This window comes from Bifidobacterium sp. SKU (genome assembly GCF_026016405.1).
In the GTDB taxonomy this organism is placed as follows: domain Bacteria; phylum Actinomycetota; class Actinomycetes; order Actinomycetales; family Bifidobacteriaceae; genus Bifidobacterium; species Bifidobacterium bifidum.
Window position 1 is genome coordinate 857,706 of record NZ_CP092890.1, and the last position, 24,670, is coordinate 882,375.

Annotated in this window: 18 protein-coding genes; 11 read left to right on the plus strand and 7 right to left on the minus strand. The window is 60.7% G+C overall.

What is annotated here, in order from left to right:
* Positions 1-19 precede the first annotated feature (19 nt).
* The 3 genes from MMB49_RS03590 to MMB49_RS03600 all read left to right on the plus strand — a co-directional run bounded on the left by MMB49_RS03590 (position 20) and on the right by MMB49_RS03600 (position 7,646).
* Positions 20-3,499, plus strand: coding sequence for a tetratricopeptide repeat protein (locus MMB49_RS03590; protein WP_047271835.1), 3,480 nt, complete (start codon positions 20-22; stop codon positions 3,497-3,499).
* 86 nt (positions 3,500-3,585) lie between these two features.
* The gene (gene ligA, locus MMB49_RS03595) at positions 3,586-6,288 is read left to right on the plus strand and encodes an NAD-dependent DNA ligase LigA (protein WP_047271836.1); all 2,703 of its coding nucleotides are present in this window, start codon (positions 3,586-3,588) and stop codon (positions 6,286-6,288) included.
* Positions 6,289-6,515: 227 nt separating this feature from the next.
* Complete coding sequence (locus MMB49_RS03600; RefSeq protein ID WP_013363328.1) at positions 6,516-7,646, plus strand: P-loop NTPase; 1,131 nt, start codon at positions 6,516-6,518, stop codon at positions 7,644-7,646.
* A 127-nt stretch (positions 7,647-7,773) separates the two neighbouring features.
* Here the strand turns inward: MMB49_RS03600 and MMB49_RS03605 are convergent, their stop codons facing one another.
* Positions 7,774-8,598: a hypothetical protein gene (locus tag MMB49_RS03605; RefSeq protein WP_047271839.1), complete on the minus strand. Its 825-nt coding sequence runs from the start codon at positions 8,596-8,598 to the stop codon at positions 7,774-7,776.
* Positions 8,599-9,268: 670 nt separating this feature from the next.
* On the opposite strand from MMB49_RS03605, the gene xerC reads away from it, so the two are divergent.
* The 3 genes from xerC (at position 9,269) to MMB49_RS03620 (ending at position 12,809) form a co-directional block, all read left to right on the plus strand.
* Positions 9,269-10,363, plus strand: a complete 1,095-nt coding sequence (xerC, locus tag MMB49_RS03610) for a tyrosine recombinase XerC (protein ID WP_229026510.1) — start codon at positions 9,269-9,271, stop codon at positions 10,361-10,363.
* A 143-nt stretch (positions 10,364-10,506) separates the two neighbouring features.
* Positions 10,507-12,099 carry an Eco57I restriction-modification methylase domain-containing protein gene (locus tag MMB49_RS03615; protein ID WP_003816444.1) on the plus strand — a complete coding sequence of 531 codons (1,593 nt, stop codon included), beginning with the start codon at positions 10,507-10,509 and terminating at the stop codon, positions 12,097-12,099.
* Positions 12,096-12,809, plus strand: a complete 714-nt coding sequence (locus tag MMB49_RS03620; RefSeq protein WP_003816446.1) for a PaeR7I family type II restriction endonuclease — start codon at positions 12,096-12,098, stop codon at positions 12,807-12,809. Before MMB49_RS03615 ends, MMB49_RS03620 begins: the two co-directional genes overlap by 4 nt.
* A gap of 200 nt (positions 12,810-13,009) precedes the next feature.
* On the opposite strand, the gene MMB49_RS03625 is transcribed toward MMB49_RS03620, so the two are convergent.
* A complete protein-coding gene (locus MMB49_RS03625; RefSeq protein WP_013363330.1) occupies positions 13,010-13,882 on the minus strand; it encodes a GIY-YIG nuclease family protein in 873 nt (290 codons plus the stop codon).
* A 61-nt stretch (positions 13,883-13,943) separates the two neighbouring features.
* Positions 13,944-14,510: a hypothetical protein gene (locus MMB49_RS03630; protein ID WP_003818268.1), complete on the minus strand. Its 567-nt coding sequence runs from the start codon at positions 14,508-14,510 to the stop codon at positions 13,944-13,946.
* Positions 14,511-14,652: 142 nt separating this feature from the next.
* On the opposite strand from MMB49_RS03630, the gene MMB49_RS03635 reads away from it, so the two are divergent.
* From MMB49_RS03635 to MMB49_RS03650, 4 genes are all read left to right on the plus strand, one after another.
* Positions 14,653-15,051: a hypothetical protein gene (locus tag MMB49_RS03635; RefSeq protein WP_003818267.1), complete on the plus strand. Its 399-nt coding sequence runs from the start codon at positions 14,653-14,655 to the stop codon at positions 15,049-15,051.
* A 162-nt stretch (positions 15,052-15,213) separates the two neighbouring features.
* Positions 15,214-16,320, plus strand: a complete 1,107-nt coding sequence (locus tag MMB49_RS03640; protein WP_003818265.1) for an FtsK/SpoIIIE domain-containing protein — start codon at positions 15,214-15,216, stop codon at positions 16,318-16,320.
* Between the two features lie 328 nt (positions 16,321-16,648).
* On the plus strand, positions 16,649-17,491 hold the full coding sequence (locus MMB49_RS03645) for a hypothetical protein (protein WP_229940942.1): 843 nt from the start codon (positions 16,649-16,651) through the stop codon (positions 17,489-17,491).
* Between the two features lie 5 nt (positions 17,492-17,496).
* Complete coding sequence (locus MMB49_RS03650) at positions 17,497-17,709, plus strand: excisionase family DNA-binding protein (RefSeq protein ID WP_013363332.1); 213 nt, start codon at positions 17,497-17,499, stop codon at positions 17,707-17,709.
* Between the two features lie 112 nt (positions 17,710-17,821).
* Here MMB49_RS03650 and glnA read toward each other — a convergent pair whose 3' ends face one another.
* The 4 genes from glnA to MMB49_RS03670 form a co-directional block, all read right to left on the minus strand.
* Positions 17,822-19,270, minus strand: a complete 1,449-nt coding sequence (glnA, locus tag MMB49_RS03655; protein WP_047271844.1) for a type I glutamate--ammonia ligase — start codon at positions 19,268-19,270, stop codon at positions 17,822-17,824.
* A gap of 315 nt (positions 19,271-19,585) precedes the next feature.
* Positions 19,586-20,383, minus strand: a complete 798-nt coding sequence (locus MMB49_RS03660) for a DUF4191 domain-containing protein (RefSeq protein ID WP_047271846.1) — start codon at positions 20,381-20,383, stop codon at positions 19,586-19,588.
* Positions 20,384-20,488: 105 nt separating this feature from the next.
* Positions 20,489-21,979 (minus strand): FAD-dependent oxidoreductase, encoded by a 1,491-nt coding sequence (locus MMB49_RS03665; protein WP_047271848.1) that lies wholly within the window; start codon positions 21,977-21,979, stop codon positions 20,489-20,491.
* A gap of 253 nt (positions 21,980-22,232) precedes the next feature.
* Positions 22,233-22,835, minus strand: coding sequence for a DUF3043 domain-containing protein (locus MMB49_RS03670; protein WP_013363335.1), 603 nt, complete (start codon positions 22,833-22,835; stop codon positions 22,233-22,235).
* Positions 22,836-22,977: 142 nt separating this feature from the next.
* Here MMB49_RS03670 and MMB49_RS03675 point away from each other — a divergent pair, with 142 nt between their 5' ends.
* Complete coding sequence (locus MMB49_RS03675) at positions 22,978-24,345, plus strand: dipeptidase (RefSeq protein WP_047271851.1); 1,368 nt, start codon at positions 22,978-22,980, stop codon at positions 24,343-24,345.
* Positions 24,346-24,670 lie beyond the last annotated feature (325 nt).

Below are 24,670 nucleotides of genomic sequence, written 5' to 3' on the forward strand. Positions count from 1 at the left end.
GATTGAAAGAATGTGTGCCATGTTCCGAAACGCTTCACACTTCCCGTCAGAAGGCTCTCTTGGAGGGCTGATCTCAGGCCTGTCCGGCGCGTTGCGACAGGTGGGGGACGCCGCCGCGTCCGTACTGGGCGGGCGTGGCGTTCGTATGGACGAGGACGGGCAGGGACCGTTCGAGGCGGCGGTGCAGGCCGCGGCCGGGTCCGGCAACGACACGGATGCGATGATGGCCGCGCTCTCGAAGCATTCGGTGAGATTGACGCCGCTTATCAAGCGTCGCGTGTTTCCCGACCTGCCCGGTGTCCCGCGCGGTGTGGCGTTGGGATGGGCGCAGCTGACCTCGGGGGAGGGTGCCACCATCTCGATTGGGCTGTTCATCGGGCATGACCGTTTCTCGCAGATCGCGCTCGCCGACGGGAACGGGCGCGTGTTCGTGACCTCCGACCCGCATGCCGATACGCATGATATGAAGCCGCGGTTCATGCTCGTCAAGGAGGAGGAGCTGGACGCCGTCGACGGCGCGAGATTCGGCGCGAAGGCGCGGCCGCCGTCTGCGGTGACGGGGGCCTCGACCGGCGAGTCGGCGGGCACGGTCCGCGCGTTTCAGGGCGGCATTGTGGGACGGGACGCCACAGGGCGCATGACATGGCTTGCCTCGTGGCTGAAGACGGGAAACCGGTACACCCTGGAGCAGATGCGCTCCCCGCTGCCCGCCTCGCTGCGGCAGCGTCTGGAGTACCGTGACGCCATCTCCATCGCCTTCCTCGCCGCATACATGCTGCCCGAAATGCGGGGGCTGCTCATCGGGTTCGGATCGGGCAACATCTTCCGTCGCCTCAACCGTGAGGCGCCGATGGGTGCCATACGCCGCAGCATACGCGACACGATGGAGGCTCGTGCGCACGGCATGCGGGCGTCCGGTCTGGAGGATCATTTCGCCGACCTGATGCAAGAGGCCGGCGCCCTCGACCATGCGTCCGGCCTGGAGGCGGTGCACGGGGCCGAACCGCTACACCTGTATACGTCCAGTTACTCCGGCGGGTATTTCTTCGCGTGGGACTCCGGACTGGAGTTCCGCGCCGCGCTGCGCTCGCTGAGAATCGAGGGCAATCTCAACCGTTTCGCCGCAGTGAGCGCGTGGATCGAACGATCCGCCCGCAACGGCGGCGTGACCGAGGACACGGTCACGCGCGCGCAGGCCGCGCAGATCGATCTTGCGCTGCTGGACGATCCGGCGCTGATGGCGCTGCCTTGGGAAGGGAACCCCGCGATATCCGGAATCGATTTCCCGCACGACGACGGCGTGGCGGCGATACGACACGTGTGGCGGTACGCGGGCGAGACCGCTGACCGGATGCTTCAAGACAATCCGAATCCCGCGGGCGGGCGGCTCGGTTCCGACCCAGGGGCGTCAGAATGGGTGTACCGTCAGGCGGTGTCCCGGCTGCTGCGCCAGCTGAGGCTCCCGTATCGCTTCGACATGGAATTCCGTAGCAATCTCGAACAGGGGACGACCGCGGTGGCGTTCACCACGGCGGGCCCCTCCATGATGCCGGAAAGCCGCTATGACGAGCGCACCCACGATTGGGTCTCGTTCTCGCAGGGGGAACGGGCCGCCATGAGCGCCGCGTACAATCTCCGTGTCGGGCTCATCATCGCGGCACTGTGCTTCGGCGCGAGCGAACGGGTCGATCAGGTGTGCGTGCGCATCGATTCCATCGGTCTGGAAGAGGCGGTCGCCGAGCAGGACAGCGCGATCTCCGATCTGATGAGCGCAGCGCTGCGATCGTTCGAGCGCTTGCACACGGGCGATGCCGGCGCGTCCAAGGCCGATCCGAAGGACGGCGACCATCACGGCGATCCTTCGCATACGCCTTCCGCGGAGCCGGCGTCTGATGCCCGCACACCGCAGGCGGATGCCAGAGGCGCCCAGGACGCGAAGACGGATTCCGCCGGTGAGTCCGTTTCTGCGACCGTCGGGGATGATGATCTGCAGTCGTTGGAGAGCTTCGCCGACATGATGAAGGACATCAATTTCGAAGACTTCGTACGGGACTCCCCGCAGGAAGTCCAGGACTCCGACTCCGGCGATACGGGTCAGGCGGATGACGCCGGAGCGGCCCCCGGCGGCGAAGGCAACGAAGAAGGCGACACCGACCCCATGGATGCGCTGCGCCGCAGCCCCACCGTGCGAAACCTCGTCACCGTAACGTTCACCAGACAGGAGTTGCTGCAGCGGCTGCGCGAAGACGCGTTGCGGCACCCCGCCGACACCTATCGCCTGTTCGGCGCGGTGATGGACATCGACGAGCGGGGCGGACTCGCCCCCATCAGCGCCGAATTCGACCTGCGTGACGCGAGGTTCTCCCCGACGGGCTCCCAGGAGGAGCCGGAACTGTCGGACAAGGTCTTCCCGGCGACTGTCGCCGGCATCCTCGGCACGGACAACGCCGAGGGCCTGTCCATCCAGCGGGCGGACCTGCTGCAGCGCTGCGTCGACGAATTCCACCGGCTCGCCGCCGACGGGACCCTGGCGTCGGTCTCCAAGGCGCAGCATGCGATGCATGTCATCGACCGCGTCGCCGATCCGGAGCTGTCCGAATTGTCGTCACGCGTCACCAGTGCGCTCATCGACGGTACCGACACACCGGACTTCACCTTCCAGCTGGCGGACGAACTCGACCGGGAACGCACGCGGGCCCGCGACCTGCTGTTCTCCGGTCAGGACGATCAGGCCGTGACCGTCGCCGAAGCGGCCATCGAACGTGTGGAATCGGCTTATGCCGACAATCCGGGCGTGCCACGGTATTTCAACTCGTATGCCGAGCGCGTCGTCTACAACCGCCTGTTCGCCACGGACGGCGAACGCACGGTGCTGATCCCCGACAACCTGTTCTACGCGCACACCGAGCTGGCGGACCTGCTGTCTCAGCTCAAGGGCGCGAAGGCCGCGCTGCCGCACCTTAACGCGATGGTGGCGTATGCTCCCGCTTACCCGTTCTCGCACATGAAGCTCGCAGTGCAGCTCGCCCGCAACGAGGATTGGGATTCCGCGCGCGCGGCATGCCTGAACGCGCTGCGCGTGGCGCTCGACCGTGATGACGCCGCATTCGCCTACTACCGGCTGGCATACGCGGAATGGATGCGCGACCGTTTCGATATCGCCGCCGCGGCCTACATCATGAGCGAGCACATCGCACCGGGGCAGATCGGGGCGCTTGACGGCGAGCTGAGGGAACTGCTCGCACGCGCCGAATCCCAATGCATAGCGGTGCCTACCGACGTGGAGTCGGCAGCCGGCGTGCTGCGCATGCACGATCTGCCGGTGTGGCCCCACACCCAGGCCGCCGCGATCGTGCGCGACGCCGCCCGCGTGTGCGTGGACGAGGGCATGTTCGTTCCCGCACGGACGCTGTCGATGGCGGCCGCCCGTATGAACGACGGCGACAACGGCGGTGTCGACATGGTGCAGTCCCAGTTCCTGAGATCGCTCAACTCCTGATGCCGTGGCGCGGGCGTCGCCGAGGCGGGTTCATGTTTTCGATTACAATCGAATCCAGATGAATTCGCACATACGAAGGGGAAGTGATGGCTCGCGCAGCGGTTTCGCAATCATCCGGCGACCAGTTGGCTTGGGATTTCGACGATCCGGACGCTGGGGAGGCTCCGGCGCCGGTCGAGAACGAAGGCGCCGCCCGGTTCGCGCCCGGCTCATCCCAGTGGGTCGCCGCGCTGCAGTCCACGGACGCTGATGCGGCCCGGCTGGATCGGCTGGATGTGTCCTCGCTGTCGAACGAGGTTGCAGCCCGCCTGTGGGCGCGCGTCGCGGCGTGGGTCGAGGCCGACCAGATCGCCTATTACATCGATGACGCGCCGGTCTCGTCCGACGCGGCCTACGATGCACGCTTGCGTTGCCTGCAACGGCTGGAGGCGGAGTTCCCGTCGTTGGATTCACCGCAATCTCCCACGCACCGGGTCGGCGGCACGTTCTCCAATGATTTCGCTTCGGTGCGGCATCCGTCACGCATGATGAGCCTTGACGACGTGTTCTCGATCGAGGAGCTGCGCGATTGGTACGGTTCGGTGCTGCGCGATTTGGACTGGCCTGAGGGCAAGCCGTTGCCGATGACCTGCGAGGTGAAGATAGACGGCCTGGCATTGAATCTGATATACCGCAACGGCGTGCTGGAACAGGGACTGACGCGTGGCGACGGCGTCACCGGTGAGGACATCACGCTCAATGTGCGCACGATCGGCTCCATTCCCGCCAATCTCGGCGGGCCGGCCGCGGATATCCCCGAGTTCGTGGAGATCCGCGGCGAGGTGTTCATGCGTTGGGACGATTTCAAGGCGCTCAACGGTGAACAGGAGGATGCCGGGCGCCCTCCGTTCGCCAACCCGCGCAATGCGGCGGCCGGATCGCTCAGGCAGAAGGATCCGCGCATCACCGCCACAAGGCGGCTGAGCTTTTACGCGCATGGCATCGGTACGCTGCGCTGGGGCTCGGGGCGGCCCGCCGGCTCGCATGACGTCGTCGCCGACCAGTCCGAGGCGTACACGCTGTACTCCAAGTGGGGAGTGCCGGTGTCGCCGCACAACCGTGAGGTCACGTCGTTCGCGCAGATCCTCGACATGATCGACTATTACGGCGAGCACCGCGGCGACATCGAGCACGCGCTCGACGGCATCGTCGTCAAGGTCGACGATCTCGGCCTGCAGAGGTCGCTGGGCGCGACCTCGCGGGCGCCGCGTTGGGCCATCGCCTACAAGTACCCGCCCGAGGAGGTCAATACCGAACTGCTGGACATCACCGTGCAGGTCGGGCGTACCGGGCGCGTCACGCCCGTCGCCGTGCTCAAGCCCGTGTATGTAGCGGGGTCCACGGTGTCTCGCACGACATTGCACAATCCGTTCGAGGTCAAGCGCAAGGGGGTGCTGATCGGCGACACGGTGGTGGTGCGTAAGGCCGGCGACGTGATTCCCGAACTGGTCGGGCCGGTCGTGGAACGCCGCAAGGGGCGTGAAGACGACCTGCGCGAATTCGTCATGCCGGATCGTTGCCCGTCCTGCGGATCGAAGCTCGCACCGGCCAAGGAGGGAGACAAGGACATTCGCTGCCCGAACGTGGAATCCTGCCCCGCCCAGCTGACCGAGCGCATCATCAACCTGGCTTCGCGCAAGGCGTTCGACATCGAGCATCTGGGCGACCAGTCGGCCATCGCGCTGACCAACCCGGAGGAGAACCGGCCGGATTCGCCGGATACGTTCGCTCCGAACATCACCGAGATTCTCGTCAAGCCCGGCGAGGAGCCGGAGCCGTACGAGCCCGTGGAGGGACTGCGGCTGCCGGAACGGCAGAAGCCAGTGCTGTCGAGCGAAGCGGGGTTGTTCACACTGGACGCCGTGGCGCTCAGGGATGTGCGCGTGTGGCGCGAGGCCGCGATCATCGAGATCCATGAGACGGTCACGGCCGACGGCAAGACCAAGCGCACTCGCAAACGCATCGGTGGCTCGGGCCTATGGCATCAGGTCCCGGCGTTCTGGACCGCGCCCACGCCGGCGAAGAAGCTTTCCTCGCGACGGCAGGCTGCGGCCGGTGCGCCGGCCGACGCTGCGGCTGAGCCGTATCCGGGATATGACGTGCCGGCCGATGCGGTGGTCGTGCGCGTCGATCGGAAGACCACGCGCAACGGCACGGTCGACGTTCCCGTGTACGTCCGCCCCGGCGAGAACACGCGCAAGATGTTCGACGAGATGGACAAGGCCCGGCACGCTGACCTGTGGCGGGTGCTGGTCGCCTTGTCAATACGTCGTCTCGGCCCGCCCACGGCCCGTCTGATCGCCTCCGCCTTCGGCTCGCTGGAGGCCATCGAGCAGGCGGGCGTGGACGAGCTGTCGGCCATTGACGGCATCGGCCCGGAAATCGCCGAATCGGTGGTCAATTGGTTCGCCGCCGCCCGTGAGCCGAGGGATTGGCGGGGCGAGACGCTGCGCGCCTGGCAGGCGGCCGGCGTCGGGGTCGCCGCCGCAGAGACCAGCACGCTGCCGCAGACGCTTGCCGGAAAGACCGTCGTCGTGACTGGTTCTCTGGAGGGATTCTCGCGTGATTCCGCCAAGGAGGCCATCATCGAGCGCGGCGGCAAGGCTGCCGGCTCGGTCAGCAAGAAAACCGATTGGGTCGTCGTCGGCGAAAACGCCGGCTCCAAGGCCGCCAAGGCCGAAGAACTTGGCATCCCCATGCTTGACGAAGCCCAATTCCGCACCCTCTTGGAAACCGGCGCCGTGCAATAGACTGCTGCCCCCTCTCCGCTGATGGAGGGCTGTCGCGGAGCGACTGGGGTGGTCCATGCCTATAAACCCACCCCTCAGTCTCGCTTCGCGAGTCAGCTCCCGCCGGCGGGAGCAAGTACCCGCCCCGCGCTTTGCGGCCCATTTCACAGGGTGGATTTCACGCCGCCTCTGGCACGCCGTCGATTCACACGCTAGTCTGGTACGCGGCAATAAGGAGGATAGGATACATGACAGACGCACGCCACATCGAGGCGCAGATCTACGAACGGCTCAGCAAAGTCATCGACCCGGAGCTCGGACGCTCCATCACCGATCTGGGGATGATCGCCGCAATCAACGCGGTGGGCGTCACCTCCCAGGGCGACGGCGACGTGCCGTCATATGACGTGACCGTGCATGTGGAACTTACGGTCGAGGGCTGTCCGCTGTCACAGACCATCACCAATCAGATCAACGGCGCAATCGTCTCATATCCCGACGCGAAGCTCACCCCGCACATCGAGGTCTCATCCATGAGCCATGACAAGCTCGCCGACCTGGTGGCGGGTCTCAAGGCGGAGCGCAAGCAGAATCCGTTCAACAAACCGGGCGTCAAGACGCGCATCTTCGCGATCGCCTCCGGCAAGGGCGGCGTCGGCAAATCATCGGTGAGCGCCAATCTGGCGGCGACCTTCGCGGCGCTCGGGTACGACACCGCGGCCATCGACGCGGACATCTACGGTTTTTCGCTGCCGAAGCTGTTCGGCGTGCACACGCAGCCGACGAACCTCAACGGCATGCTGATGCCGGTGACTGCATGGGGTGTCAAGCTGATTTCGATTGGCATGTTCGCCGGTGCCGACCGTGCGATTCTGTGGCGCGGGCCTCGTCTGCAGCGTTCGCTGGAACAGTTCCTGTCGGACGTGTGGTGGGGGGATCCGGACGTGCTGCTGCTCGACCTTGCCCCGGGCACCGGCGACATGGCGATTTCAGTGGCTCAGGCGTTGCCGAATGCGGAACTCGTCGTCGTCACCACTCCGCAGCCGTCGGCTTCGGATGTGGCGGTGCGCTCCGGTCTGGTCGCATTGCAGGTGCCGATGAAAGTACGCGGCGTGGTCGAGAACATGAGCTGGTATGAGCATAAGGGCGAGCGACTGGAGATCTTCGGCGCGGGCGGCGGTCGGCGTGTGTCCGATCAACTGACCGAGACGCTTGGCTATGACGTGCCTCTACTCGCCCAGCTGCCGCTCGACCCCGATTTGCGCGAGGTGGGCGAGTCCGGCCGTCCGGCGGTTCTGAACGAGGACGGCGCACTGCGCTCGGATGCCCTGGGGCGCACGTTCCGGGAGCTTGCCGAGGGTCTTCTTCGCAGCGAATGATTCTCAATAAGAAAGGTGCGAGGATTGCGCACAAATACGCACAGTCGCACATTCCTAGGAGTGGCGGAATAGAGCCGTTTCTGCATATTTCATGTGCGTTTGGCCGGCAGCCGGACTCGCACCTTTCTTATTGAGAACCGTTCGCTGCGAGCCAGTAGTGCAAATAACGCTGCCGGTTGACGATGTCCCTGACCATCTCGATGAAGGCCCGCCTTGATTCCTCCGTCCGCAGGTCATCCGCGGTGACCATGATGATGGTCCAGCCATTGTGCTGCAGCTCGTTGAACCGCGCGGCGTCCTTGCGCATCTGCTCGTGGCTCGCATGATATGCGCCCTGATATTCGAATCCCACCTTGCAGTCGGGGTAGGCCATATCGATCAGTCTGGTTCCGTGCCTAAGCCTCACTCGGTAATTCGCATATGGCCTGCCGAGCCCCGAATCTAAGAGAATGCCGAACAGAGGTGTTTCGGGTGGTGAATCCGTGTCCTCGACGATGTACGGGAGCGCCTCCTCGCATTTTCTCTTCCCCGCGAAACGGGGACTCGCGTCGAGGTATGCGGCGAAGTCGTCTTTCCTGGCCTTCTTCCTGCGTTCCTCGCGGCTGGCAAACGCCGAGGCTATCGTCGCCAGGGCTTCCGTGTCGCAGTAGGTTGCCATCTGCGCCCATGCCATGGCGGGGGAGGCCATCCAGAACCGTTCATATTCGTATTTGCAGTATTCCTCCTTTCCGGAGAACACATGGAATGTGACTCCGGCGATGTGATTGCGATCCTGTGCGCGAGGCACGCTGACATGGACGCGATTCGACGCCAGATTGGTCTTCGGCACGGGAGCTCCCCAGTATCGTATGGCGTTGATATATCCGACCCTGAGCGGTCTCTTGGTGCGCATGGCGGCTTCATTGCAGCGTTTGCGTTCGTTCCGCCGCCCGTTGACTATATCCGTGTTCATGAATCCCATGGGGCAACGGTATGGAATGGAATGTACCGATGGCAAGCGATTTCGGGGTATGTGGTCGAAGGCTAGGCATTTTTGGCATGTCTTCGGCGCGTTATCCACATTCCATGTATCAGCGAACGGTTCTCATTAAGAAAGGTGCGAGTCGGTTCTGCGGGCAAACGAACATGAAATTGATGGGAACGGCGTTATTCCGCCGATATGAGAAATGTGCGATTGTGCGTATCTGTGCGCAATCCTCGCACCTTTCTTAATGAGAATCATTCGCTGATACATCGGGGGGGGGGAGAGAGAAGGAGGGAGAAAAAGATGAGGAGGGGAAGAGAGAGGAAGAGATAATGAAAAAGCATCTATCAGATGTGGAATCTGATTTGTAGGGTTTGCCACAATTGTTGAGGTAATGCGGAAAATGGCTTGATACCGCCATTTATCAGACGTGTCGTAGGTGGCTATGGACGGCCTTAGATTTCTTTAGATCGCTATTGTTGGCTACCCTTGGGAATATTCTGGTCGTATGGCACGAAGAACACATGGAAGCGGCAGCGTCTATCCGGAACGCACTGGAGGGTACCGGGCGACGTGCGAATTGCCTCCGGATCCGGCGACGGGGAGGCGGCGGCGTCTGGTGGCGCGTGGGCGTACTAAGGCCGTAGCGCTGAAGCGGTTGAAGGACAAGAAGCTGGAGTATGAGCGTTCCGGCCGTATGCCGAGCCAGACGACGCCGTACCTGAAAGATTGGTTGGATAGGTGGTTGGATGAGATTGTCAAGCCGCGTCTGCGTCCTTCGACGTTGGCGACATACAGGAGCGTTGTCGAGGCGTTGATCAAGCCTGCGATCGGTGGCGTCCGGTTGGGCAGGTTGGAGCCGAAACACTTCCGGATGATGGAGGAGTACATCACCAAAGGTGATGACACGTGCGATCCGCCGCGGAGACCCCGAAGCAGCGCGACGGCGGGAAGTGCGTGGCGGACGTTGCATAAAGCTCTTGACGATGCCGTGAGGGAAGGGATCATCGAGTCGAACCCATGTGATCGTGCTGAATCCCCGCGCGTCGTGTATACGGAGCGCAAGATTCTGACACCGGCGCAGGCGGGGCAATTGATTAATGCCGAGAACGATGTCATGTGGCATTTGATGTGGCGGCTTGCTTATGAGACGGGCATGAGGCAGGGGGAGCGTCTTGGTTTGACGAACTCCGAGATTCAGCTGATTGACAACGTGATCTGCATTGTGGTCGAATGGCAGTTGAAGGTCTACAACAATGTGAAGGATGCGCGGGATATCCCTAGCTCACTCGGTGCCCGGCATGTGATGGGCAAGGCTTATTTGGTGCCGCCCAAGACGAATGCGGGGCGTCGCGTGATTCCACTGCCTGAATCGTTGGCGGCTGAGTTGGGGCTGTATATCAAGGGCACCGGGCGGGTGAAGCCTGATGATCTGGTTTTCGTCCAAGAGGATGGAGCGCCTTTGAATCGTATGATCGAGACACGGGCGTGGAAGAAGGCATTACAACGTGTCGGGCTGCCGGGGGATTTCGTGCCGCATTCGGCCCGGCATACGGCGGCGACGGCGATGGCCCAGTTGGGAATGAGTGACAAGGTTCGCGAGTCCATCATGGGGCATAGTGACATCAGCGTCACCAATCGCGTGTACACGCATGTTGGCACGGCCGACGCGTCCAAGGCCGTCAACGGAGTCGAAACGCTGCTGGCGTTGGAACCTGCGAATTCGGAGGAATCCGGTTCGCCTGTGGAATGATGAAACCATGAGTGTTGTGGAACAATGTATCCGAGTAATAACATTCATCGAACAACATGGCGGTTACAGGAGATACAAAGGTTCTAGTCAGTTTGTTGTGAAAAAATGTTGAGTAACCGTCGATAAGTGTGCAGGGAGGTTATATGCCCGCCGAGCATGGTGTTATTTACACAAAGCGTTGGGTTGTTGACTTTGTGCTAGATCTTGCCGGCTACGTATCCGGTTCGGGAATCACGAACAAGGTAATCGTCGAACCCTCATGTGGTTGTGGTGCGTTCATGGTGTCCATTGTTGAGCGTCTAGCCGATGAGGCTACACGACGGGGGACGAGCTGGGAAGACTTAGCTGATGCGGTGCACGGCTACGACATAGACATTGCTTCGATTGATGTTACTAAACGTGCTGTAGTCGACGTACTCATAGCGAAGGGGTGTCCAGATGGCACGGCAATACGACTTGCCAATACGTGGTTAATTCATGGGGACTTTATCCTGAGCGAAGTGCCCATCTGCGATTTTATTGTCGGGAACCCACCGTATGTGCGTGCGATTGATATTGATCGAGACAAACGCGCGTTGTATTGTAGTACGCTTACATCGGTTACAAGTGGATGCGACTTGTACGTGAGTTTTTTCGACAAGGGTCTTAGCATACTTAAACGAGATGGCGTCCTATGTTTTATCTGCGCTGATCGCTGGCTTCAGAACGCTTATGGTAGGCGCTTGCGCGCACGTGTTAGTTCGTCATATGACTTGGACATGTTGGTTAGGATGCACGGAGTTGATGCGTTCGACGACGAGGTTGACGCTTATCCGGCGGTAACGCTTATTCGGCATCGTCCACCGACGGGATTGATTCGCTTCGTGAACTGTTGTCCCGATTTCAAACCAGAGGATGTTGATGCTGTCAAGACGTGGCTTGATGCTCCGGATGAGGCGTTGCATGCAGCGCGATTCGAGGCATTCGAAATTGATCGTCCGAAGGGTGACGAGGTTTATCCGCTCGGTAGTTCCGAGCTGGTTGATTTTGTCACACAAGCGCGTGAGAAACTGCCAAGTATTGAGGAGTCTGGCGTACGTATAGGTATTGGAGTGGCGACAGGCTGTGACAAGGTGTTCATTACCGACATTGAGAACCTTGTCGAGCCCGAACGTATGTTGCCCGTGTTTAGTATGCGTGACTATCGTCGCGGACATGCTGATAAGCGCCGCTGGCTTGTGAACCCATGGAACGATGACGGTACGCTTGTTGATCTCGATGAATATCCGAAGCTCAAGGCGTACTTTGAAAAATATACCGACAAGCTGTGTAAACGTCATGTGGCGCGCAATAACGATAATGCGTGGTATCGCACGATTGATAAATTGACGCCTGGTCTTATGGATCGTGACTTGCTCTTCATACCGGATATGGCCACAACATCCGATCCTGTGCTATCTCGCGGATTGTATCCTGCCCACAATACATATTGGATCGCATCCGATACATGGGACATGCGCACGTTGGGCGGGTTTCTGATGGCGGACACGACGCGAAGCTTCATTGATGCGCTTGGAGTCAAAATGCGCGGCGGCACTTTGCGCTTTCAAGCGCAATATCTACGTCTTGTGCACATTCCGGCTCCCACGCAGGTAAACGACGAAGTTAAGGCGGCACTCGCTCGTTCGTTTGATGACGGTGATCGCAATGTTGCCACACACTTCGCGGAGATTGCTTATAAGGAGGCTATGAGATGAGACAAAACATTGAGACTGCGATACTCGGCATGTATAGTGCTATGGCGCGTGCTGCGGCGGCACAAGCGGCAAATGGGCGTGCTGATCAAGGGCGTAGAAGTGCTGTTACGTCGGGCAAACACCTCGATCCGGTTGCCGGGATTATAAGAAACGACTTGATTGACCTCGGTTTCCATGAAGACGAGGTGTTTCACACAGGGCGCGCATGTACGCTTCCGGGATGGTTTCGTCCGACAAAGGACTGGGATCTGTTGGCGCTTGATGATGGTGAGCTCGTAAGTGCCATTGAGCTCAAGAGCATCAGTAGTTCGTTTGGCAACAACGCTAACAATCGCGCTGAGGAATCGATAGGGTCGGTTGTCGACGCGATTGAGGCGTATAACGAGCGCTTATATGGTAACTGCAGCATTCCGCCGGTGATGGGTTACGCCATGATCGTCTGTGATTGTGATGAAAGTCGTAGTACGTCCGCACGTCCTGCGCATTCACCGCATTTCGATATAGATGAAGCATTTAAGGGCGTTTCGTATCTTGATCGCTTTCATATTCTCTGCGACCGCTTACGTCGGAAGAGCTTGTATAACGCGGTATGGCTCGTATTCGCGCGTCCTGACGAAGGTATCGCTTACGAGCCGGATCCATCCATGACATATGAAGTGTTTATGACGACGATTGAGTCGGGCTTGCGGATGCATCGTGCTCAACGTTGATAAGAAGTAGTACTTATTCTTCCATCATTTTGTCAACTCGCTTTATATACCATGTATCCGCAGACAGTTAGCCGTTGCATGTCTGCTGTCAATTACGGTTTCGTCTTCGATGTTTCGCACTGTGCTGAAACTTTGAAAAATGGGCGGCTATATCAGGGCGCTGAATATCCTGTATGGCCGCCCACTTGCGTTTATATTGGTCAGTTGTCGTTCATGCCGAATTCAATTGTCCGAAGCACGCCCTTCCAGTAGGATTCCCGGCTAAGCACCGTGTCACGGGACGTCTTTTTGTCGAATATTTCCAGAATCGAATACGAGAAATTGCTGGTGATGTACTCCGCGCCGTATTTGTTCCTCAATTCGATCATCTCTTTGTTACCGCCGGTCGGATCATTCAGGTTCGCGTAAGTGGACCATCGCGTCCACAGACCTTCATTGTCACTGGATGCGCTGCCCACATACAGTTTGCCCGTGTTCCGATCTGTGATCACATATACGGCTTTGACGGCGGACAGGGCCGTGCGCCATTCCGGTTCATCGTGGTTGATGATGTCCTGCAATTCACCGTGGGTCAGGGTTACGTGATCGTAGCCGTTGAACGTGCCGAGCTTGGTGCGGGGCGCGATCTCATACACGATTGGGTCGAGCTGATCCTGCACATGCTCGTACAGGCGCATGTACGGTTCATTGTTCGAGAGCACTTTGTTGATGCGGATGATAAGGCGTTTCTCATAGCCCGCATACTGGTCCATGTGCTCCAACTTGTAGCCGATGCCTTCGTATACCGGCGGTTGGATTTCTGTTGCCCGGTATAGTCCGCCGAAAATGTAATAGTCCTTGCCATACGGGTAGTACTGTGCAAATGCGAATAAATATTCGCGCCCGTTCATTTTGTGGTTGTTGTTACGCTCGCCGCCGCGGTACGCGTTCATGATCTCCCATTCGGGATCGTCATGCAGCAGGAGATCCCATGCGGGGAATGTGGTGTTGTTCCGGTTGAGTTTGATCTTCGCGTTGGTCGGCTCACTGAAATGGAATAGTTCAGTGAATTTTATCGGTTTTTGCTCTGGCATTTTTCATCCTTATGCAGGTGCATTATTGTTATCTATTTTCGTTTTATCGCTGATTGCATTATCAGGTTAAATCTGCGGCGGGATGGGGATATTTTTGCCTGTGTATTTCGTAGACGAACCCATCGTGTAGTTTGACGGGGATTATATCGTAAGCAGGATCGTCGGGATGCGCTTCCATTTCGTCGTGGGCTGCGCACAGTCGTTGAATGTCGCTGCCGATCAGGTTTCGTTTGCTGAACAGATCACTGGGATGTTTGTGCATGGCCTTGGCGACGCTGTTCTTGCTGTCCCCTTCGTGTATCGCCCATGCGGCGACTACCGCCAGTTCATGGTCGAGTGCTTTCTTGAGTTCTGAAATCAACAGCACTTGAGCGACGTGTCGGCATAGTCCGTTGTCGTATTCCGGCGACAGGGGTATTACGATGTAGCCGTTCTCCCGACGTGTTGGTATAACGGCTGTTTCTGCTTCCAACTGCTCGGCTAGATCGATGGACATTGTGTCGACTTGGCTGAGAATCTCGATGACCTTGTTGTACATGAGTTTTCTGTAATTGTCATCGTTCTCGATTGTTGCGAGGACGCGCATGTTGTCGCGCGTGTGCTTCTGTTGCGATTCCATCCGGGCCATGTGGAAGTCCTTTCCTCTCTAACGGTTTTCTATATGAATACGGTACTCGGAAAATTCTTGGGAAATCTGCTGATGGACGAAAGGATGGAAATCACCAAGGGAACGCACAGGGCGATCCCGAAAACCAGAAAGGTGGCGTCACATGCCACGCAGGAAAAGCTACACAACTGCCGAAGGATTTCAGAGCCTCGACCAGCATCTCATCGCTCAGCAGATGATTCCCCTGAGGGTTGAGGAGAAACAGGGCGATTGGGATGCCGAGACCAAAACCAATGCGCAGAAGACCAATGCGGACGGCGTACCTCAATGGCTGATCCAGACCTTGTTCCAGCCAATCGATGGTGATACAGAGCACGCGCCCGAGGTCGTGCCCGTTACCGTGACGGCCAAGGTGAAACCCGTCATCCGTGTGGGGGTTCCGGTGGAATTTGTTGGATTCGGCGCATGGGTTTACGTCTCCCACGACAAGACTACGAAGCAGGTCACGTCGGTGGGACGCAGCTTCATGGCCGCCGGGTTCAAACAGAACGGCGGTGAATGATGATGGGGCGTAAGACCAGTATCACGGTCCGAATCCCCATTGACCTGCTGGACCGGTTGGACGCGTACGGGGAATCCGAATTCGGTCGCCGTTTCGATCGGAGTCTGTTCATCGTGGAAGCGATAACGGGGCGGCTGAATGGTATCAAGGAAGGAGCCCATCATGGGTGACGTGTTGTTCTGGCCGGCGCTGGCATTGATTGCCTGCGTCGCGGCCGTGGTCTTTATCTCGGTCGTGCGGTTGCGGAAACTGCGCCATACGATTGAGCATCACATGCCTGAAGCGGTCGTGCGCCGCGATGGTTGGGGCTGTCGCGCGATTGCCCTACCCGGCCGTCGGATCTGGCTGGTGCCGACCGACATCGCCGAGCAGCAGGCGATGGACGCGTTGAAGGAGACGGCGAAGGCGTACCCCGGCTGGATCCCCTCGCATCGGATGATGGGACGTGGTACGCGGGCATACTGGTTGCTGTCCGTCCGCCGTCCGGCGCGGAAGATAATCCGTCGCGAAGATATACCGGCGGAGAAGGATCCGGCCCATTACGTCTGTATCGGTCTCAACTTATCTCGCAAGCCGGTCATGATCCGTAGCGACGAGCACACACTGGTCATCGGCTTGACAGGCAGTGGCAAGGGCAGCATCATGGCGACTTACGTCGACGGACTTTCACAGCTGTATGAAGACGGCCTCGTCCAGTTCTGGGGCATCGACCTCAAAGGTGGCATCGAAATGTCGATGTACGGCACTCTCTTTGAGTCCCATCACGCCTACACGCTTGACGAGGCGGTCGCTCTACTACAGAATCTGTCCACCGAATGCGACCACAGAATGGACAGTCTGCGTGGGCGCGCGCGGGAGCTGCCGCCGACGCCCGAGTATCCACGAATCGTCCTGCTGATCGATGAAGCCGCCGAGCTACACGGCAAGGCAGACAGGAAGAAGAGCGAATTGGTCACGCGCTTGCTGGACTCGATCCTCAGACGTGGGCGTGCGCTCGGCATCGTCGTCGTGGCGCTCAGTCAGGATCCACGTGTCGAATCCGTCCCCCTGCGGGCCCGGTTCCCTCAGCGAATCGCGCTCCGGCTCAACTCCGAGGAGGAAGCTGTCATGTTGCTCGGACGGGAAGCCGTCGACCGCGGTGCCACTCCATGGCTGATCTCACCGGATCAACAGGGATCCGGATTCATCTGGAACCAGACCACGGGGACGGTCGACTATTTCAGGGCGCCGTGGTATGGCGACGACGACCTGATGGAACTGGGCGCGTAGGCGCTGTGAGAACCCCGCCGTCGGAGCGATGCTCGCGCAGGCGGCGGGGTTCTCTATACCCAAAATTCGGTCATCGAAGCCCGGCTGCTCTTGATTATTAGATTCAAATTCCACCGTGAACATCAAAAGGAGGTGATCCGGCATGCCCAGATTGACGATCCGACAGCACGGAGCAAGCGCATCGATCCCACGTCATCCCATTGCCGGAAACCTCCAAAAGCCGGAGGAGAGGAAGGCGAATCGAGGCTGGACCGCCGCCGTGGCAAGAAGAAACAGCCAGTACCTCCAACGGATTGATTTCGAGAGAGTTGATGGGACACCGTACGCGGTGACATTGACGTTGCCGGCATGGCAGATGGAACAGGTCACACCGGTGGTGATGCACCGGCTCATCGACGTGATGATAAAATACCTGCGCCGACATGGAATGCTCCACTTCCATTGGATCATCGAGTTCACGGCACGACGTATGCCGCACATCCATATGAGCGTATGGATGGCTGATCGGTATGAGGAATGGGACCGGCATCTGCGCCAGTACATCGTGTGGGACAACAACGAGAGCGCGGTCGTCTCCAATGTCGTGGTCAAGTGGCTGGAGCTGACGGAAGCAGAGGGACTGCATACATCATCCAACTCCCAAGACGTCCAGTTGATTGATGGGAACGAGGCGTGGCTCGTCTACATCGCGAAACACGGCATCCGCGGCGTCAAACACTACCAGCGGGCATTGGATAACATGCCAGACGAATGGCGTGACGGTGCCGGCGCGATGTGGGGACACGACAGGAAAATGCCAGTGGCTGACGACAGCGTTCTGCCTATGGACATGCGGGCTTTCCACCAGTTCCGCAGAGAGGCGCGCAAATGGTGTTGCGCCCATGCCTGCATGATCAAGGATCCGCACAGACGAGCGAAGGCGATCGGACAAGCGCGCCGGAGCAATCGTTGTTGCCGGCCGGAGTTGTCCGTCGTGCGTCCGGTGTCTGTTTGGATCCCCAAGGACGTGACGATCTCCATCGTCAAGGGACTGCGCTCCCGCGGATACATGATCGGCTGGGACGCATACCAATGGGGAGTGGACGAGCTCGCCCGGCTGCGTGACGAAGGTGGTTCAGAGGAACGCCGGCGCATCCTCGGGAAATCGCTCATGGAAATGCTGAGGACGTGAGCTACATGGTGATCGTCATCCCCGAAATCCCGATCAAAGACAAGCTCACGCTCACTGTCCCGGAGGCGTCGGCCCTCGCGGGCATCCCATACAAGATTGTCAACGCTGCCGTCAAGAACGGCGACCTCGCCTCCTGCTACGCCGGCAGCTCCACCGTCCGGATACGTCGCACCGACCTCGACGACTGGGTGGCTGCTCTGCCATCCGACTGGTGCTGAAACGCAAGAAGACCCCGGAGAAATCCGGGGTCTTCTTGTATACCTTAGGCTACCGTTTGGCTACCCTTAGAATTGAAAATGGCTTAATTCCAAGGAAAACGGGCCATATAGGTCAGATGTGGAAGTACAGCTCGTACTCCAGCGGGGTCGGGGCCAGACGAGCCTGGTCGATTTCGCCGCGCTTGAGGTCAAGCCAGGTCTCGATCAGATCGTCGGTGAACACGTCGCCGGCGGTCAGGAAGTCGTGGTCCTCTTCCAGGGCGTTCAGGGCCGCGTCGAGGGAGCCCGGCACCTGCTTGATGTTGGCGTGCTCTTCGGGCGGCAGCTCGTAGAGATCCTTGTCGACCGGCTCCGGGGGCTCGATGTGGTTCAGGATACCGTCGAGGCCTGCCATCATCTGGGCGGAGAAGGCGAGGAACGGGTTGCAGGACGGATCCGGTGCACGGAACTCGATGCGCTTGGAAGCGGGGGAGGTTCCGGCCAGCGGGATACGGATGGCGGCGGAACGGTTACGGGCGGAGTAGACCAGCGAAACCGGAGCTTCGAAGCCCGGCACCAGACGGTGGTAAGAGTTCAGCGACGGGTTCGTGAACGCGACCACTGCGGAGGAGTGCTTGATCAGACCGCCGATGTACCAGCGGGCGATGTTGGACAGGCCGCCGTAGCCCTGCTCGTCGTAGAACAGCGGCTTGCCGTCCTTCCACAGGGACTGGTGGCAGTGCATGCCGGTACCGTTGTCGCCTGCGATCGGCTTGGGCATGAAGGTCACGGCCTTGCCGGCGAGCGCTGCGGTCTCGTGGACGACGTACTTGTACTTCATCAGGTCGTCGCCAGCGTGCTGCAGGGTGTTGAAGCGGTAGTTGATCTCCTGCTGACCGGCGCCGGCCACCTCGTGGTGGGAGCGCTCCAGCTGCAGGCCGACCTTCTGCAGGTTGGCGACCATGTCGTCGCGCAGGTCCTGGTAGTGGTCGCACGGCGGAACCGGGAAGTAGCCCTTCTTGACGCGGTTCTTGAAGCCGATGTTCGGGGTGCCGTCCTCTTCGGTGTCGACGCCGGAGTTCCACGGAGCCTCAATGGTGTCGACCTCGTAGAAGGAGCGCTGCATGGAGTTCTCGTAGCGCACCTTGTCGAAGATGAAGAACTCGGCTTCGGGAGCGAAGGAAGCGGTGTCGGCGATGCCGGTGGACTTCAGGTAGGCTTCGGCCTTGCCGGCGACCTGGCGCGGGTCGCGGGAGTACGGCTCGTCGGTCAGCGGGTCGACGATGGAAAAGGCCACGTCGAGGGTCTTGTGCTTGCGGAACGGGTCGACGAAGGCGGTCGTGACATCCGGGATCAGCTTCATGTCGGACTCGTTGATGGCCTGGAAACCCTGCACGGACGAACCATCGAACGGCATGCCGTCGGTGAAGGCGTTGTCAATGAATTCGCTGGCCGGGACGGTGAAGTGCTGCTGAACGCCGATCAGATCGGTGAAACGCACGGAGACGTACTCGATGCCTTCCTTGTTGATCAGTGCTTCGACCTCTTCAGGCGTGTGGGCGAAAATCTTATTCTCTGCCACAATCGCTCCTTTGTTCTTGAGAACTTGTTTGAGAACTTACAATCGACAAGTCTAGAAATGTGAGTTTCACGCGCTCGTCAATTGGGTTACGATTATGTTTCGAGATGGGCAACAGACGGTGTAATCCGCGTTTTTCCAATGTTTTGGGATTTATGAAATTCGTCGCGTCTCAGTGTCGCGTTTCAAGTAGTGGACGGTTTGACGGTTGTCGGTCGGGACCCGGCCGGATATGGGAAAGCCCCCGCGGCGATGTCCCGCGGGGGCTTTCCCGATGTATGAATGATGCCGGTTCGGCGTGAGGTTGCCCGCCGAAGATCAGCGGCCTCGCATCGCGCGGCGGCTGACGTGCTGCATGCGCGTGGGATCGATGCCCTTGGGGATGCCCATGCCGTTCTTGGTCTGCAGTGTGCGCAGACGGGCGTTCAGTTTCTCCAGCTCGGCCTTGGTGAGGATGAAACGCTCGCGCGGGTGGATCTTCGCCAGGAGAGCGTTCTTGTGGTGTGTCGGGCGGTACGCCTTGTGGCGGATGATGTTGCTGCGCAGCTTCTTCAGCGGCACCTGACCCTGGCCGTTGCCGACCATCACACGGTACACGGGGATCTGCGAGCCGGCGGTGACGCTCTTGATGGACTGCTCCTGGCGGTCCATCGCGCGCTTGACGCGATCGTAATCGCCTTCACCGAGCAGGTAGATGCCGTTGTATCCGGTGCCGCGCCAAATGGCGTCCTTGGTGCGCGGATCCACCCACACCGGCTGCTCGGGGAAGTTGAAGCCGGCCTTGTTGATGTTGCGCAGCACGCTGATGGCCGCGCCGGGCTTGCCGTCGAGCTGCTTGTATCCGACCATGTCGGCGCGGCGGGTGAGCACGATGGTCGCCATCAGCATGCCGAGCATGATGGCGATGAGCATGAGGAACACCCACGTCAGCACCGTCCAACGGAATATGATGCCGAGGATGACGAACACGATCACGGGCACGAGGAACGCGCCGGCGATCAGCGCCGGAAGCATCTTGTCTTCCTTGTGCGTGTACTTGAAGATCGTTATGATCTGTTTGATCGTGCCCTGCTTCTTGGGCTTCTTCTGCTTGGTCTTCTCGTCCTTGCCTGCCATCAACTTCCTCGCTTGGTCTAGGGTGAACACACTGAGCGACAAGTTTACCAGCAGATGTGCCCTTCTGCCGACCATGAGCCGCCGCGTCGCTCGTTCGCGGTGTCTTTATCGGGTGTGCAGCGGCCGGTCGTCGGCTTTGAGCAGCGTCTCGCCCAGCGTCTCGCTGAAGGTGGGATGGGGATGGATGAGACGCGCGGCGTCGGAAAGCGGGGTGTGGTTGCCGACGAGCTGTTCCGCTTCCGCGATGATGTCGGATGCGACGGGCGCGACCATGTGCACGCCGAGCACGACCCTGACGCCGGGCTGTTGCGCGCGGATGCCGCTGACGAGCGACAGAGATCCGCCGGAGCCGCTCATCATCATGCGGGCGTTGGACATCATCGGGTACACGGTCTCCTTGATATCGGAGAGGTCGTTGCGCTGTTTCGCATCGGTCGCGGTCAGTCCGACGCTGGCGGCCTCGGGGTTCGAGAACACGATCTGCGGGATGGTGTCCTCATCGAGCGGCTTTGGATCGAGTCCGGCGATGGATTCCGCGGCGATGATGCCCTGCTCGAACGCGCGGTGAGCGAGCGCGTGCCCTTCGGTGATGTCGCCGACGGCCCATATGCCTGCGACCGTCGTGCGGCCGTATCCGTCGGTCGTGATGAATCCATGGTCGTCGACGGTCACGCCGGCGTCACGTATCCAACCGTCGGAGGTCAGCGGATCCCGCCCGATCGCGACGAGCACGAATTCGCCTTCGGCGATGTGCTCGGTGGAGCCGCCGTCCTTGGCGCTGGTGTAGTGCACGAGGGCTCCCATGTTGACGCCGGTGTCGATGTGGGTCACCGTCGAGCGGTCGATGACGTCGATGCCGTGTCGTTTGAGCTCACGCGTCAGGGTCACGCCGGCGCGGCGATCCCATCCAGAGAGCACACGGTCCTTGCGGATAAGCGTCGTGACCTTGCATCCGGCGGCGTTCCACATGGAGGCGAATTCGGCGGCGATCGCGCCCGCGCCGATGATGACCGCGTTGTGCGGCATCGCCATCGACATCGCCCGCGTCGAATCGATGATCGCGCCACGGAACGGCTCGCCGGGCAGCTGCCGCGGGACGGATCCCATGGCGAGCACCACGTCCTGAGCGGTGATGTCGTAGGACGGGCCGATGTCTTCCGGCACGTCCGAGCGCACGGACCGTTGCACGCCCTGCCCGTCAGCAGGTGCGGCGATGTGCACGGTGATGGGACGTGCCGCGCCGGTGATCGAGGCGACGCCCCGGAACACGGTGACGCCCCGATGGGCGAGCAGACCTGCCAGCCCTTGCGTCATCGTGTCGACGATGCGCTTCTTGTAATCGTGCAGCGTCCCGTAGTCGATGCCGTTGATGGTGGCGGAGATGCCCAGTTCGCCGGCGTACCGGATGGAGTCGATTGCGTGGGTGGCGCTGATCAGCGCCTTCGACGGGATGCACCCGCGGTTGAGGCAGGTTCCGCCGAGCGTTGCGTCGCGTTCGATCATGGCCACGCGTTTGCCGAGCTCGGCCGCCCGCAATGCTGTGGAATATCCGCCGGGTCCACCGCCGATTATCGCGATGTCAAAAGCTTCACTCATGTCCGACTCCTTTGTGCTCGTACCAAAACCATCCCCATCGTAATACCTTACGCCCGCCGGCGGGCTGAGCTGTGGAGCAAATAGCAGGGCTGTTCGTAGGCCAAGAGCGAGCAAGGTGGGTGCTGTCTTGCCCTCGCTGGCGGCGGGGCTGTCGAGCGCAGCGAGACTGGGGTGGTTTCACGCAGCCTAGGGCATACAAAAAAACGGCGCTCCCGCTATCGGGAGCGCCGTCAGGAAAGCAGCAGGGCGGCTGTCACTTCGGCCAGTTGCCGTGCTTGGGGCTGCGCGGTTTGGGCAGACGCCAGCGGCGCACCTGAATCGCGCGGCTCCAGGCATACGATGCGGAGCGCGAGCCCTTGGCAACGGATGCCTCGCCATACTTCTCGATGAGCTTCTTCTTCAGCTTGCGCCACATGACAGCCACGTCGATGATCACGGCAATCAGGTACACGTACAGCAGAATCATCATCGGGACCGACAGCTGCGGCGCGATGGTGGTGACGAGAATCGAGCCGAGCAGCATGACGAACGCAACCGGGATGAAGAACTCGCCGAGGTTGCGGCGCGCGTCGACGTAGTCGCGGATGTACACGCGCCACGGCAACCGTTCGGCCTTCGGCATGTGGTTGATGTCGCCGGTGCGCATCGCCTCGTACTCTTCGTCCTCGCGCTTGCGGATCCGCTCCTTCGCGGCCTTGGCGCTGGCCTTGCGGTCCGGCGGCACCAGAGGACGCAGGTTACGCGCCTGCGCCTGCTTCATCTTGGGAGTCGGACGGCCTTTCCCGACGGTCTTGGCGGGCGATTCCTCTTCGACCGGCTCCTGGGCCTTGTCCTTCTTGAAAGGGTTCCATGTCATAATCCGTCAGAATACGGCCACGCCTCGACGCTGGAAAGCCGGACGAACCGGTTACAATGGCAGCTGATATGACCATCTGTTCCAGGCCGGCCGGTTCGTGCCGGCGGGATGGATGATGACGAACGCAACAGTAAGGAGCATCATGACCGCAGTGTTTTCCGACGAGCTGCGCGCGCGGGTCGAAGCCGATTTCGGCCGCGTCGTCGATCTGCTGAGCCGTAAGATCGCGCTGAAGTCGATTTCCGCCGAGGGCATCACCGCCGAGCATATGAAGCGGTCCGCCGAATTCGTAGCGGACGAGCTGCGCCAGGTCGGCATCGACGCGAAGGTCGTCCAATCGCGCAACCCGGATGGCACGCCCGGCGCATGGGAGGTCATCGGCTCGAAGATCGTCGACCCGCAGGCCCCCACCGTGCTGCTGTACGCGCACCACGACGTGCAGCCTGTGCCGGATCCGTCCGCATGGGACACTGATCCGTTCGTCGCCACCGAGGTCGGCACGCGCCTGTACGGCCGCGGCTCGGCGGATGACGGCGGCGGCATAGCGATTCACTCGGGCGCGATGAAGGCGCTCGGCGACGATCTCAAGGTCAACATCAAGGTGTTCGTCGAGGGCGAGGAGGAGATGGGCTCGCCGAGCTTCATCCCGTTCATCGAGGATCATCGCGACGAGTTTGCGTCCGACGTGATCGTCGTGGCCGACTCGGGCAACTGGTCCGCCGAGATTCCGTCGCTGACCACGTCGCTGCGCGGCAACACCTGTGTGGACGTGAACGTCAAGGTGCTGCACCATCCGGTGCACTCCGGCCAGTACGGCGGCCCCATCCTCGATGCGAACACGCTCGCCGCGATGCTCATCGCCTCGATGTACGACGCCAACGGCGACCTTGCTGTGCCGGGCGTGGCCGCGCAGGAGCCGGTCGGTGGCCTGCAGCGCGACCTTGACGAGGCCACCGTGCGCGAGGACGCCGGCATCGTCGACTCCTATCGTCTCGCCGGCACCGGTTCGCTCGCTTCCAAGCTGTGGACCAAGCCGAGCGTGACCGTGATCGGCTTCGACGCGCATCCGGTCGAGGGCTCATTCAACGTGGTCAGCCCCGAGACCACGTTCCGCCTGTCCCTGCGCACCGCGCCGAGCCAGCACCCGCAGGAGGCGCAGGACGCGCTTGCCGCGTTCCTGCAGGCACACGCCCCGTTCGGCGCCGAGGTGAAGGTCACCAAGTTGGAGAACGGCATGGGCTGGGCGATGGACCCGAACGCGGTCGCCACCAAGGATGCACTCGCGGCCATGGAGGAGGCGTTCGGCGTGGCGCCGATCAACAAGGGCGAGGGTGGCTCGATCCCGTTCATCCCTGAGCTGCAGCGCATCTTCCCGTCCGCGCAGGTGCTCGTCACCGGCCCGGAGGATCCGAAGGCCAACGCACACAGCCCCAACGAGTCGATCTCGCTGCCCGGCTTGAAGAACAACATCCTCACGGAGGCCCTGCTGCTCGCCAAGCTCGGCGAGTAAGGCCGGCAGCTGCCTCCGTTTCCCCGGGAACAGGTTGGGTGGCATACCCGAAAAACGGGTATGCCACCGGTGTGCTGCGACGATGCGGTGCCCTCCGTTCCGGTAGCCGGCGGCGTTTTTCGGTTGCCCGCCGTGGCTCTTTTGGTGGTGCGGTGAACAATAAAGGGAATGAACACATACTCCGAACCGGATCATTTGACCGGCTATTGCGCCGATGCCAGAGTCGCCATCGTCGACAATGACGAGCGCGCCTTGGAGTCTGTAGTCTCGCTGTTTGCTGATCGCCTACCTCAAACGATGTTATCTGGTCGACGACTGAGGGGTT